We start from the raw sequence: 13,645 nt of genomic DNA, 5'->3' as shown, positions 1-13,645 counted from the left end.
ACAATTCCACCAGTGTAGGGGATTGCCCAGACCGCCGTGCTCCCTGTTTGCCCTGATCAAAGGCAGTCTCAGCAGCGCTGTTTGGGGCGCTGCACCAGGGGTTTTGGTGCTATAGGAGGGCCCGCAGGCAGCGGGCCCGGGGCTCAAGCCTGTGCGGGGGTGAGCGAGGCCAGGTTCAGCAGCGCGGCCTCGATGGCCGCCGCCGTGGCCTGCGGCTGCTCCATGGGGAACAGGTGGCTGCCGTCCAGCATCATGGTGCGGCCCTCGGTGATGCGCAGCGTCATGGCCATGCCCACCTGCTTCATCTCTTCGGAGTCACGCCCGCCGATGAAGGCGGCCGGGCACTGCAGCGGGTGGGCGCTGAGCAGGCGGCCCAGGTTGTGGGGCAGGGTGTTGTAGATGGCGGTTTCCACCGCACGGTCAAAGCCCAGCACGCGTTTGCCGTCCTGGTCCTGCAGGCCGTGGGTGATGTAGTCCTGTAACACCTCGGGGTGCCAGCGGGCAAATGCCTTCTTCTTGCGGAAATGCTCCAGGGCCTCTTCGTCGCTGGCCCAGCTGAAGCGGCGCTGGCGGCTCACCCGCCCCGGCGAGATGGAGCCCACCACCTGGGCCCGCTTGGCCACACCGACCACGTTGGCCTTCCAGCCGCCGATCAGCGGCGAGTCGATCAGCAGCACGCCGCGCACCAATTCCGGGTGGCGGGCCGCCGCCATCACGCTCAGAAAACCGCCCAGCGAATGCCCCACCAGAAACACCGGTTGCCCCAGCCGCTCTACCTGGGCGGTCGCAAAGTCGGCCAGGTGCTGCACCAGATGGGGCCAGTTGTTGGTCACCGGATACTGCGGGTCATGGCCATAGCGCTCCACCGCGCTGATCTGGAAACCACGGGCCTTGAGCAGCTTGAACAGCAGGCGGTAGGTGCCCGCTGGAAAGCTGTTGGCGTGCGAAAAAACGATGGGGAGCATGGGCAAAAGGCGTACCGGCAGGGCAAGGGGCAGGGCGGCCCGAAAGGCTTAGATGAGCCGGTCGGTGTGGGTCGTGATCTTCTTGAGCGGCTTGCTGCGCGCGGGACTCACCATGATTGGCACCTCGGTGGCGCCACCGCTCCAGGCTGGGTCCTCGATGCTGTCGAACACCTGGCGCAGTTTCTGGCCCCAGCTGTCGTGCAGCATGCGGAAGTAGGGGTTGTTCTCGTCGATGCAGACCACCTTGTCGGTGGCAAAGCGGTCGGCCTCGTAGACCACCAGGTCCAGGGGCAGGCCCACCGACAGGTTGGACTTGAGCGTGCTGTCCATGGACACCAGCGCACATTTGGCGGCCTCGTCCAGCGGGGTCTCGGGCGTGAGCACGCGGTCGAGCACCGGCTTGCCGTATTTGGACTCGCCCACCTGGAAGTACGGCGTCTCGGACGTAGCCTCGATGAAGTTGCCCGCCGAGTAGACCTGGAACAGGCGCATGCCCTCGCCCTTGATCTGGCCGCCAAACACCATGGACACATTGAAGTCCACGCCCGAGCGCTTGAGCGCAGCGCCGTCGCGTTCATGCACGTGGCGCACGGCAGCGCCCAGCACGCGGGCGGCATCGAACATGCTCTTGGCGTTCCAGATCGTGATGGCCTCGCCCGACTCGCCGTCCTTGATCTGCTCGTTCTGGAGGATCTCGCGCACCGATTGCGAAATAGACAGATTGCCCGCCGACAGCAGCACCATGAAGCGGTCGCCCGCCTTTTCATAGACCATCATCTTGCGGAACGAGCTGATCTGGTCCAGGCCTGCATTGGTGCGGGAATCGGACAGGAAAACCAGCCCGGCGTTGAGTTTGATGGCGACGCAGTACGTCATGAACAGGAATGGGTCCGTGGTGTGGGTAACCCGCAAGTTTAGTCGTGCGCGTGCCCCGCCCCTGATGGGCGGGCTGCCACGCGCCCGGCTGCAGACTTGTTTGTTATTAATTTGATAGCAAACTTTGCTTGATGGTCGAGCGGTGACGGCAATTTTGGCCATGATTCAGGGGCCAAACCACACCGTTCGGGCACGTTGGGGCCTGCCGTCCTATCATCCGGCGCTGAACTTTCTGGTGGGGTGGACCATGTGGATTGTGGGGAAGCTGGCGGGCAACCGCCGTGTGTGCGCCGCCGTGCTGGGGGCGTGCCTGGCGTTGGGGCTTGCGGGCTGCGGGGGCGGTAGCAGCGCCCCGGCCGATGGGGGCTCGCCCACCGTGCCGCCCATCCTGCCCGAGCGCTCGGGGCGGCTGGAGTCCGCCCGCCTGCTCGGGGCCATCCCGGCCAGCGAGATCGCTGCCGCCCTTGCCGCCAAGGAGTCGCTGGCCCAGGACGTGGTGCCGCGCTACGGCGTCACCTCCTACCGGCTCGAATACCTCACCGCCGACGCCGATGGCCGCGAGGTGCGTGCCTCGGGCCTGGTGAGCGTGCCCGTCAAGGCTGCAGGCGCCAAAAGCCCGGTGCTGAGCTACCAGCACGGCACCCTCTTCAAAGATGCCGAGGCCCCTGGCAACAACGCCGTGGCGTCGGAAGTGGCCGTGGTGCTGGCCTCGCTGGGCTACATCGTGCTCGCGCCCGACTATGTGGGCTTTGGTGCCTCCAAGGGCACGCCCCACCCCTACCTGCTGGCGGGCCCATCGGCCGCCGCCACGGTCGATTTTCTGACCGCTGCCCGCACCTGGCGCAACCAGGCTGGTGTGGCGGACAACGGGCAGCTTTTCCTCACGGGCTACTCGGAAGGTGGCTACGTGACCATGGCTGCGCACCGTGCGCTGCAGGCCAGCGGCTCGCCCCACCTGCAGCAGCTGCGCATGGTGGTGCCCGGCGCCGGGCCCTACAACGTGCAGGCCACCATGGATGGGCTGGTGGACCTGGTGCGGCAAGAACAGCCGGTGATTGGCGCCCTGATCAACCCCGGCTTCCTGCGCTACCTGGGCGGCAGCGTGCAGCGCGAGGTACGCCGCCTGCTGCTGCGCGCACTCATTCCGGGCGATGCCGACGTGGCCTATGACACGCGCTTCATCGACCGTTTTTTGGCGGACGATGTGCGCGCCCTGGAGGAGATCAGCAACGTCTACGACTGGAAGCCCCAGCTGCCCGTGCGCCTGTACCACGGTCGCGACGACCGCACGGTGCCCTATGCCAGCTCCGCCGCCACGGTCCGCGCCATGCAGGATCGGGGCGCAGGCGACCTGGTCAGCCTGACCGACTGCCGCGCTCAGCCCGCCGGGCACCTGCCATGTGTGCCACCGTTCATCACCTTCATGCTGGGGCAGCTGGCGCCGGTGGCGCAGGATCTGTAGGTTGGAGCGGTTTCCGCTGCGGGTGCTGTGGGCGCATCAGCCCACCAGCCGCTTGAGCTGGTACAGCGCATCCAGCGCTTCGCGCGGGCTCAGCGCATCAGGGTTGATGCCTGCCAGCGCTGCCTCGACCGGGCTGGCGCCGACACTCTCGGGCACCTCGGGGGCGGCGAACAGGTCCACCTGCAGTTCGTCTTCACCCGCGCGCTCTTCCAGCGCAGCCAGCGCATGGCGTGCGTGGTGCAGCACGGGCGATGGCATGCCCGCCAGCTTGGCCACCTGAATCCCGTAGCTGCGGCTGGCCGGGCCGGGCTGGATCTCGTGCAGGAACACGATGTCCGCGCCGCTTTCGGTGGCACTCACATGCATGTTGATCGCGTGGCGCGCCTTGGCGGGCAGCTCGGTCAGCTCGAAGTAGTGCGTGGCAAACAGCGTGAAGGCGCGGGTCTTGTCATGCAAGTGGGTGGCAATGCCGCTGGCCAGCGCCAGGCCGTCGAACGTGCTGGTGCCCCGGCCAATCTCGTCCATCAGCACCAAGCTGTGGGGCGTGGCGGCGTGCAGGATCTGCGCGGCCTCGGTCATCTCCAGCATGAAGGTGGACTGGGCGTTGGCCAGGTCGTCTGCTGCGCCGATGCGGGTGTGGATGGCGTCGATGGGCCCCAGGCGGCAGCTGGCCGCAGGCACATGGCTGCCCATGCTGGCCAGCAGCACGATCAGCGCCACCTGCCGCATGTAGGTCGATTTACCGCCCATGTTGGGGCCGGTGATGACCTGCATGCGCGTGTTGGCGTTCAGGCGCGTGTGGTTGGCGATGAAGCTGCCGCTCGATGTCTCGGCCAGGCGGGCTTCAACCACGGGGTGGCGGCCACCCTCGATCTCGATGCAGGGCTCGGGCACGAACTGGGGCGCGCACCAGTGGAGGGTGAGGGAGCGCTCGGCCAGCGTGCACAGCACATCCAGCGTGGCCAGCGCCTGCGCCAGGCGGGTGAGGGCGGGCACGTGGGGCTGGAGCTGGTCGAGGATCTGCTCATACAGCCACTTCTCGCGCGCCAGCGCACGTTCGTTGGCCGACAGGGCCTTGTCTTCGAACGCCTTGAGTTCGGGCGTGATGAAGCGCTCTGCGTTCTTCAGCGTCTGGCGGCGGCGGTAGTCGTCGGGCACGCGGTCGAGGTGGCTGCCGGTCACTTCAATATAGAAGCCGTGCACCTTGTTGAACTGCACGCGCAGGTTGGGGATGCCGGTGCGGGCTTTTTCGCGCGTTTCCAGCTCCAGCAGGAAGTCGTCGCAATTGGTCTGGATGGCGCGCAGCTCGTCCAGCTCGGTGTCGAAGCCGTTGGCGATCACGCCGCCGTCGCGCACCAGGGCGGCGGGCTCTTCGGCAATGGCGGCCTGCAGCAGCGCCGTGCAGCCTTCGGGCGGTTGCAGATGGCCAAAAATTTGAACCAAAAAGGGCTCTGGCGCCCGTCCATTAAGCGCAAGAAGCTCTGATTTTTGTAGCGTCTTGCCCAGCGCGACCAGCTCGCGCGGGCGCACCTGGCGCAGCGCGATGCGCGCGGTGATGCGCTCCACATCGCTCACGCCCTTGAGTTCGCCGCGCAGCGTGGCCCAGGGGCCGGAGCCGCCACCTGCGCCGCCCGCGCCCCGCAAGGCGGTAGTGGCCGACAGGCGCTGGCGTGCCTCGGCGCGGTCGCGCTGGGGTTCCAGCAGCCAGGTTTTGAGCAGGCGGCTGCCCATGCCGGTCATGCAGGTGTCGAGCAGCGAGAACAGCGTGGGCGCATCGTCCCCGCGCAGGGTCTTCACCAGCTCCAAGTTGCGCCGCGTGGTGGCGGGCAGGTCGATGAGGTCGTCGTTGCGCTGCACCTGCACGCTGTGCACATGGGTGAGCGTGCGGCCTTGCGTGTGTTCGGCGTAGGTCAGCAGCCCGGCGGCAGCAGCGTGGGCCTCGCCCAGGTCTTGCGCGCCCCAGGCCTGCAGGCTGGCGGCGCCCAGGTTTTCGAGCAGCTTGCGCTCGCCCAAGGCGCTGTCAAACTGCCAGTCGGGCCGCAGGCTCATGGGGCAGGTGAAGGCACCACTCTGTCGCAACACCTGCAGTTGTTGCTCAAAGCGCTCGGTCACGCCTGCGCTGTAGATCAGCTCGCTGGGCGCTACGCGTGCCAGCCAGCCACCCAGCTCGTCGTGTGCACATTCGGCCAGGAAGACGCGGCCCTGCGTCACACTCAGCCAGGCAAGGCCGCAGCGCGCACGCGGCGCCTGGTGCACGGCCATCAGCAGCGATTCGGATTTGTCGGACAGCAGCTCCGTGTCGGTCAGCGTGCCGGGCGTGACCACGCGCACCACCTTGCGTTCCACCGGGCCCTTGCTCGCGCCCACTTCGCCCACCTGCTCGGCAATCGCCACCGACTCGCCCATCTTGATCAGGCGCGCGAGGTAGTTCTCCAGCGCATGGAAGGGCACGCCCGCCATCACCACCGGTTGCCCGCCCGACTGGCCGCGCTGCGTGAGCGTGATGTCGAGCAGGCGCGCGGCCTTTTCGGCGTCTTGCCAGAAGACTTCGTAGAAGTCGCCCATGCGGTAGAACAGAAGCGTCTCCGGGTACCCGGCCTTGAGGGCCAGGTACTGCTGCATCATGGGGGTGTGGTGTTCGAGCGTGTCGGACATGCTGGGGGGACGCCGGGAAATGAGGCGTGGACTGTAGCAGTTCGCCCATGGGGTTTCCCCTCAATGATTTGCCGCAGGTTTTGTTACTTTGTTACGTTTGGACATACTCTTGGCTGTATGCTGGCAGTTTGGCTTTGACCGCAGGCGCCGTCCCTTGCGAGGGCGCTTTTCCCAACCCCAGGATTCGAAGGTTTCAGAGCGACCGTGATTTCGTCCGAACTGTTGACCGACCTTCTCGCCCCCGTGGGCGACGGCCTCATCGAGCCCATGGCGCAGGCACGTCTGCAGGCGCTGGTGGATGCGGTGCCGGTGGCGTTGATGGAGTTCCGGCTGCAGAACGGCCGGTTGATGCTGCTGGCTGCCAACGCAGCAGCCCGCCGCATGCCGGGTCTGGGGGCTGTGCGCGAACCTGGCGCGGACGCCAGCGAGGTGTTTGATCTTCTGGCCAGTACCCCCTTGTTGGATCAGTTGTACGGGGTGGTGCGTGTGGGAGCGCCGCTGGAGTGCCGACAGGTGGTGCGCGAGCCCGGTCGGTTGCTGCTGGCGTGGGATCTGTCGGTGCGCCGGGTCACCAGTGATTGCATCATGGTCACGGTGCGTGATGCCTCCGAGGCGGAGACTTTGCGCACTGCGCTGGCTGCGTCCGAGCGCGCGCTCGAAGAGGTCCGTCGCGAACTGCGCGAGCAGACCGAAGTCTTCAACACCATGGAGAGCCTGGCCCGTACGGGCCACTGGCGCCGCATCGAAGACCCGGGCGAAACCGTGCTGCTCTGGTCGCCGGGTCTGTGCGAGATTGCCGGTTTTGAACAACAGGAGTGGGTAGACCCCGAGCGCGCCGTGAGCGGCATCCTCCCTGAGGACCGGCATGTGTTCGACAAGGCCCGCATGCAGGGCGCGGGGCTGGATGTGGAGTACCGCTGGCGCCGGCCCGATGGCGAAGTGCGGTGGATGCGGTCTCGGGTGCAGCGCACGCTGCCTCGCGATGGGGTGCAGGTGGTGATGGGCGTGGTGCAGGACGTGACGGAAGAGCACCGTGCTGCCGAGCAGCTGCGCGAACAGTTGCTGTTCATCCAGCGCATTGCCAGCCGCATCCCGGGCTTCATCTACGAATACCGCCTGCATTCCGATGGCAGCACCAGCGTGCAATACATCAGCGATGCGGTGCGCGAATTCATGGGTGTGGAGCCACACGAGGTGACCACCGACCACGGTGTGCTCATGCACCGGGTGGTGCCCGAAGACCTGCCGCAGGTACAACGCTCGGCCATGATGTCGGTGCGCAAGCTGGTGCCCTGGCAGTGCGAATACCGCGTGCGCATGAACGATGGCAGCGTGCGCTGGCACATGACCAACGCCGTTCCCCACCGCGAGGCCGATGGCTCGGTGGTGTCGCATGGTTTCACCATGGACATCACCGACCGCAAGCTGGCCGAACAAGAAATCGAGCGCCTGGCCTTCTACGACGCCCTCACGGGCCTGCCCAACCGCCGCCTGCTGCTCGATCGCCTGCAACGCTCCATCGCTGCCTGCCAGCGCACCCGCAATCTCGGCGCCCTGCTGTTCATCGACCTGGACAACTTCAAGGACTTGAACGACACCCTGGGCCACGACATGGGCGACCAGCTTTTGTCGCAAGTGGCCGCCCGCCTGGTGGGCAGCGTGCGCGAAGCCGACACCGTGGCCCGCTTTGGCGGCGACGAATTCGTCGTCATGCTCGAAGCCCTGGCCCCCGACCTGCAAAACGCCGCCACCCAGGCAGAAACCGTCGCAGAAAAACTCCTGGCCAGCCTGAACCAGCCCTTCGAGCTGGACGGCGCCCAGCACTACAGCACCCCCAGCATCGGCATCACCCTCTTTGGCGACGAACGCCTGGGCGTGGACGAACTGCTCAAACGCGCCGACCTGGCCATGTACCAGGCCAAAGCCGCAGGCCGCAACACCCAACGCTTCTTCGACCCCGACATGCAGGCGGCCGTCAACGCCCGCTCCAACCTCGAAGCCGACCTGCGCCAGGGTCTGGCCCGGGGCGAATTGCTCGTGCACTACCAGCCCGTGGTAGACCACCACGCCCGCCTCATGGGTGCAGAAGCCCTGGTGCGCTGGCGCCACCCCCAGCGCGGCATGATCAGCCCCGGCGACTTCATCCCCCTGGCAGAACAGACCGGCCTCATCCTCCCCCTGGGCCAATACGTACTCCGAACCGCCTGCGAACAACTGCAGCGCTGGAGCCAGCACGACAATACCGCCCACCTGTCCATCTCGGTGAACGTCAGCGCGCGCCAGTTCCGGCAACCCGGCTTCGTGGCCGAAGTACTGCAAACCCTCAAGGCCCACAACGCCGACCCCCGCAAACTCAAACTCGAACTCACCGAAAGCCTGCTCTTGGGAGACATCGAAGACACCATCGCCCGCATGGTGCAGCTCAAAAGCGAAGGCGTGGGCTTTGCGCTCGATGACTTCGGCACCGGCTACTCCAGCCTGAGCTACCTCAAGCGTTTGCCACTGGACCAGGTGAAGATCGACCAGAGCTTCGTGCGGGACGTGCTGGCGGACCCGAACGACGCGGCGATTGTGCGGACCATCCTGGCGCTGGCCAAGAGCCTGGACCTGGAGGTGGTGGCGGAGGGGGTGGAGACGACGGGGCAGCTGGGCTTTCTGAGGCTGCACGGGTGTGAGGGGTTCCAGGGGTATCTGTTTGGGCGGCCGGGGCCGGTGGGGGAAATCGATGCTTACCTGCACCCCGCCAGCTGACGGCGTCCGGGCGGTGGCTGGCCTTGGCACCGCAGGGCGCTGCGGCGCGGTGTGGGAGAAGGCGTAGGCATGTTCTTTGACAAAGTGCTGGACCGCGAGGCCCCGGGAATACGCGGACTTGTTCTGGTGCTGGTGGCCGCCTTGTTGGGGGCCGTGCTGGTGGTGCAGGGGGCATTGCATTGGCGCGGCACCGAGCGCGCGGCCGAGCGCTCGCGCCTGCTGCAGCAGACGGCCGATGCCCTGGTGAGCCAGACCACGGGTGGGTCCATGCTGGGCGCTGTGTCGTTGCTGGGGCTGAGCGAACCCCTGCTCAAGGAGATGGCCCTGGGCAACCTGCCCCCGGACAACCCCGATGCGCTGGCGCGGCTGGCCGTGGCGCGCGGGCGGTTTCTGGTCAACGGCGTGTATGTGATCTCGGCGGATGGCACGGTGGTGGCACACGAGACGCCGGGGACCCGCTCCACGGGGCTCAACCTGGCGTTCCGGCCGTATTTCCAGCAAGCCATCCAGGGCGCGGTCAGTGTGTACGCCGCCGTGGGGTCCAACACCCAGGAGCGTGGCCTGTACTACGCCGCGCCGCTGTACGACGGCGATAAACCAACGGGCTCCATCATCGGGGTGGTGATGTTCAAGCAGGGTTTTGAGCCTGTGGACCTGCTGCTCAAGCGGACGGGGGTACCCATGGTGCTGCTCTCGCCACAGGGGGCGGCATTTTCCTCCACACGCCCCGAGTGGCAGTTTGCTGTAGCTCCACCGCTGACCCAGGCGCGCATTGACGCGCTGCGCGCCTCAGGCCAGTTCGGGCAGTTTTTTGATAAGGGCGTGGCTTCGGCGCTCCCGTTTGCCGCCGACGCGGGCGAGGTCGTGCTCAACGGCGTGGCCTATGCCGTGGCCCACCGCGCCATCAACTGGAATGACCCGGGGGGGCAATGGCAGCTGGTGATGCTCGACGACGTCAGCGCCCTGATGACGGCCACCCAGCAGGTGCAGGTGGGCGCTGCTACGTTTGTGGTGCTGAGCCTGCTGGGCCTGTTGCTGCTCGACCTGCGGCGCAGCCGTGCGCGCGTGGCCACGGCCCTGGAGCGCTTCCGCGTGCTGGGCGCGGCACTGGAGAGTAGCCCGGTGTCGGTGGTCATCACCGACGGTGAGGGCCTCATCGACTGGGTCAACCCGCAGTTCGAGCGCAACACCGGCTACACACTGGAGGAAGTGCGTGGCAAAAAGCCATCGCTGGTGTCCAGCGGGCAGACCCCGGCGCAGACCTACCAGGTCATGTGGTCCACGCTGCTGTCGGGGCAGTCGTGGCAGGGCCATTTTGTGAACCGGCGCAAAGACGGCAGCACCTACCACGACGAGGCCACGCTGTCGCCCGTGTTTGACGGGCGGGGGCGGCGCATCGGCATCGTGGGCCTGCACGAGGATGTGTCCGAGCGCATCGAGGCCCAGAAGGAACTGGAGCGGCGCGAGCGCCTGCTCAACGAGCTGCTGGAGCAGCAGACGGCCATTTTTGACAACGCACCGCCCATCGTGCTGGTATGCGATGGGCATTTCCGCCAGTTCAACCCGGCGTTTGTCGAACTCATGGGTGGCACGGCCTCGCAACTGCTGGGGCTCGGTGTGTCGGTGCTGTTTGGTGGCCCGGGCCACTCGGATCTGTTCACTGCCCGCGTGGCGCCCAGCCTGGCTTCGGGCCAGGCGCTGCGTGAGACGGCTACCCTGTTCCGCCTGGACGGCAGCCGCTTCGAGGCGCGGCTGGCGGGGCGCAGCCTTAAGATGGATGAATACAGCACGGCCTCCATCTGGGTGATCGAGGACGTGAGCGACCAGCGGCGGGCCGAGCTGGCCATTCAGCAGGCCAAGGAGCGCCTGGAGCTGGCCCAGGAGGCAGGCAAGATCGGTGTCTTCGACCTGAACCTGCTCACCGGCGAGATCCTGTGGTCCGACAAGCTGGCGCAGATGATGGGCCTGCCCCCCGGCACCCAGCCCGATGGCCGCGATTTCTGGCTCAGCTGCCTGCATCCCGAGGACCGGGCACAGGCCCGGGCGTACTTCGATAGCTGCCTGGCTGGTGCCGAGGACCATCTGCGCGATTCCTGGCGCGTTGTGCGCCCCGATGGCGAGGTGCGCTGGTTCCTGGAGGCGGCGCGCATCTTCCGCGATGCCCAGGGGCGGCCGGTGCGGGTGGTGGGCGTCAATGTGGACATCCACGACCAGAAGCTGCTGGAAGAACAGGTGGCGGGGCAGCTGGATTTCCAGCAGGCCCTGATCGATGCCATCCCCGTGCCCCTTTTCTACAAGGGGGCCGATGGGCGCTATGTGGGCGTCAACCGCGCGTACGAGCAGGCCTTTGGCGTCACCCGCGAGTCCCTGGTGGGCAAGACGGTGATGGACCTGGAGTTTCTGCCCCACGCCTCCCGCGTGCTTTTCGAGCGCGACAACGCGCTGGTGCTGGCGGGCGAGCAATCGGTGCACCGCGAGGTGGACCTGCCGTATGCCGATGGCGAGATGCACCACACGCTCTTCTGGCTGCACGGGTTTCGGCGCGCCGATGGAACGCCAGGGGGCACCATCGGCACGTTCGTGGACATCACCGACCGCCAGCGCGCCGAGCAGGAACTGCGCCGCGCCAAGGAACTGGCCGAGGAGTCCACCGCACTCAAGTCCAACTTCCTGGCCAACATGAGTCACGAGATCCGCACGCCGATGAACGCGATCATCGGCATGTCGCACCTGGCGCTCAAGTCGGGCCTGAGCCCGCGCCAGCACGACTACGTGAGCAAGATCCAGCAGGCGGGCCAGCACCTGCTGGGTGTCATCAACGACATCCTGGATTTTTCGAAGATCGAGGCAGGCAAGCTGGTGGTGGAGCGCCAGCCGTTCTTGCTCGACCGCATGCTGGAGAGCGTGTCCGACGTGGTGGGCTACAAGGCCGGTGCCAAAGGGCTGGAGCTGGTCTGCGATGTGGCCGGCGACGTGCCCCCCAACCTGGTGGGCGATGCGCTGCGCCTGGGGCAGATCCTCATCAACTTCGCCAACAACGCCATCAAGTTCACCGAATCGGGCGAGATCAGCATTGCCGTGCGATTGCTGGCATCGGCGGGCCAGCAAGTGCGCCTGCGTTTTGAAGTACGCGACACCGGCATCGGCCTGACCGAAGAACAGATGGGGCGCCTGTTCCAGAGCTTCCAGCAGGCCGACACCTCCACCACGCGCCGCTATGGCGGCACGGGGCTGGGGCTGGCGATCTGCAAGAGCCTGGCCGAACTCATGGGCGGCGAGGTCGGGGTCGAGAGCCGGTTTGGCAAGGGGTCCACCTTCTGGGTGGCGGTGCCGCTGGAACGTGGCGCACCGGCCCGGGTGCTGCTGCCGCCCCCCGACCTGCGCGGCAGCCGGGTGCTGGTGGTGGACGACAACCACACGGCGGCCACGGTGCTGTCCGACATGCTGCAGGCCATGGGGTTTGAGGTGGAGCAGGCGCATTCCGGCCTGGAGGCTCTGGACCGGCTGCGCGAATCCATGGCCCAGCACCGGCCGTTTGGCCTGCTGCTGCTGGATTGGCACATGCCGGGCATGGATGGCGTAGAACTGGCGGGCCACATCCGCAGCCTGGGCATGGCCAAGGTGCCCCAGATGCTGATGGTCACCGCCTATGGCCGCGAAGACGTGATGCGTGCCGCTCGGGCCCAGGGCATCGAGACCGTGCTCATCAAGCCCGTCAACGCCTCGGTGCTGTTCGATACCCTCATGCAGCCCATGGAGCATTCCACGGCCACCGCGCGCCGCACGGTGTCTGCCGCACCGGCGGCCGACGAGCTGCCGCTGGAGATCCGCGGCGCCCAGGTGTTGCTGGTGGAAGACAACGAACTCAACCAGATGGTGGCGATGGAGCTGCTGCTGGATGCCGGGTTTGCGGTGGACGTGGCCGAAAACGGCCAGATTGCCATCGACCGCATTGAGCGCAAACACTACGACGCCGTGCTGATGGACATGCAGATGCCGGTCATGGACGGCGAAACCGCCACCCGGGCTTTGCGCGGCAACCCCCGGTACGCGCAGTTGCCCATCATTGCCATGACAGCGAACGCGATGGAGGCCGACCGCCAGCGCTGCTTTGCGGCGGGCATGAACGACCATGTCGCCAAGCCTATAGAGCCTGCGGCCCTGTGGGCCGCCCTGGGCCGCTGGATACGGCCCCGCGCAGGGTTGGGGGCAATCGCTTCCAAGGCTGGCGTGCTGCCCGGGCGCACGGGTGAGGACGCCGCCCTGCAGCCGCTGGCGCGCAAGCCGGAAGCACCTTCACCGGCCGTGCCCCTGCCTTCCTTGGCGGGACTGGACACAGGCCTGGGCCTGCAGCGGGCCCTGGGCAAGCCCGGGCTCTATACCGAGCTGCTGCGCCGGTTTGCCGAAGGTCAGGCGCCGGTGATGGCCGAGCTGCAGCAGGCCCTGGCCGCCAACAACCTGGGCGTGGCCGAGCGCCTGGCCCACACGCTGCGGTCCGTGGCGGCCAACATTGGCGCCCCCCAGGTGTCCGAGTGCGCCCAGGCCCTGGAGCATGCGCTGCGGTTTCGCCATGGCAACGAGGCCATCGTCCACGTGCTGGCCGAGTTGCGCGCGGCCCTGGTGCCGCTGCTCGCGGGATTGCAGGCGTGGCTGGCGGAGTCGGTGGTGGCGGTGGAGCCCGCACCGTCCGTGCCGGGGTCGGGTGGCGAGATGGCGGCGGAGGCTTTGCAGCGCCTGCGCCACCTGCTGGAGCAGGATGACCCTGCAGCCACAGAATTTTTCCAACACAATGGCAAGATACTCGGCGCGGCCTTGGGGAATGTCTTCAAGACCGTCGAGATGCACACCCTGAACTTTGATTTCGAGCAGGCCCTGGAGGCCATGGCGGCTGTGCCGGGGCCTGAATCCCTGGCGGCCCCGCTCTCCTGAACTGAAC

Annotated in this window: 6 protein-coding genes; 3 read left to right on the top strand and 3 right to left on the bottom strand. The window is 66.9% G+C overall.

Going from position 1 to position 13,645, the window contains the following annotated elements; all coding sequences use genetic code 11:
* Nucleotides 1–143: 143 nt before the first annotated feature.
* Together ACSQ3O_RS20365 and ACSQ3O_RS20360 are read right to left on the bottom strand one after the other, a co-directional pair.
* Nucleotides 144–965: an alpha/beta fold hydrolase gene (locus tag ACSQ3O_RS20365; RefSeq protein WP_137745204.1), complete on the bottom strand. Its 822-nt coding sequence runs from the start codon at nucleotides 963–965 to the stop codon at nucleotides 144–146.
* A gap of 48 nt (nucleotides 966–1,013) precedes the next feature.
* On the bottom strand, nucleotides 1,014–1,841 hold the full coding sequence (locus ACSQ3O_RS20360) for a proteasome-type protease (protein WP_137745203.1): 828 nt from the start codon (nucleotides 1,839–1,841) through the stop codon (nucleotides 1,014–1,016).
* A 247-nt stretch (nucleotides 1,842–2,088) separates the two neighbouring features.
* On the opposite strand from ACSQ3O_RS20360, the gene ACSQ3O_RS20355 reads away from it, so the two are divergent.
* Nucleotides 2,089–3,303, top strand: coding sequence for an alpha/beta hydrolase family protein (locus tag ACSQ3O_RS20355; RefSeq protein ID WP_436140273.1), 1,215 nt, complete (start codon nucleotides 2,089–2,091; stop codon nucleotides 3,301–3,303).
* Nucleotides 3,304–3,339: 36 nt separating this feature from the next.
* Here the strand turns inward: ACSQ3O_RS20355 and mutS are convergent, their stop codons facing one another.
* A complete protein-coding gene (mutS, locus tag ACSQ3O_RS20350; protein WP_436140272.1) occupies nucleotides 3,340–5,958 on the bottom strand; it encodes a DNA mismatch repair protein MutS in 2,619 nt (872 codons plus the stop codon).
* Nucleotides 5,959–6,162: 204 nt separating this feature from the next.
* Between mutS and ACSQ3O_RS20345 the strand changes: the two genes are divergently transcribed.
* Nucleotides 6,163–8,709 (top strand): putative bifunctional diguanylate cyclase/phosphodiesterase, encoded by a 2,547-nt coding sequence (locus tag ACSQ3O_RS20345; protein WP_436140271.1) that lies wholly within the window; start codon nucleotides 6,163–6,165, stop codon nucleotides 8,707–8,709.
* A gap of 69 nt (nucleotides 8,710–8,778) precedes the next feature.
* The gene (locus tag ACSQ3O_RS20340; RefSeq protein WP_436140270.1) at nucleotides 8,779–13,638 is read left to right on the top strand and encodes a PAS domain S-box protein; all 4,860 of its coding nucleotides are present in this window, start codon (nucleotides 8,779–8,781) and stop codon (nucleotides 13,636–13,638) included.
* The last annotated feature ends 7 nt before the right edge of the window (nucleotides 13,639–13,645 follow it).

The organism is Acidovorax sp. LjRoot74 (genome assembly GCF_964254355.1).
Classification (GTDB): Bacteria; Pseudomonadota; Gammaproteobacteria; order Burkholderiales; family Burkholderiaceae_C; genus Acidovorax.
The sequence above is the reverse complement of the archived record's forward strand: the minus strand, read 5'-3'. Positions and strand labels throughout refer to the sequence as shown.

What these genes read in the sequence shown, in the direction of transcription:
- ACSQ3O_RS20365 (WP_137745204.1), bottom strand. Translation starts at nt 965, where the DNA reads ATGCTCCCCATCGTTTTTTCGCACGCCAACAGCTTTCCAGCGGGCACC.
- ACSQ3O_RS20360 (WP_137745203.1), bottom strand. Translation starts at nt 1,841, where the DNA reads ATGACGTACTGCGTCGCCATCAAACTCAACGCCGGGCTGGTTTTCCTG.
- ACSQ3O_RS20355 (WP_436140273.1), top strand. Translation starts at nt 2,089, where the DNA reads ATGTGGATTGTGGGGAAGCTGGCGGGCAACCGCCGTGTGTGCGCCGCC.
- mutS (WP_436140272.1), bottom strand. Translation starts at nt 5,958, where the DNA reads ATGTCCGACACGCTCGAACACCACACCCCCATGATGCAGCAGTACCTG.
- ACSQ3O_RS20340 (WP_436140270.1), top strand. Translation starts at nt 8,779, where the DNA reads ATGTTCTTTGACAAAGTGCTGGACCGCGAGGCCCCGGGAATACGCGGA.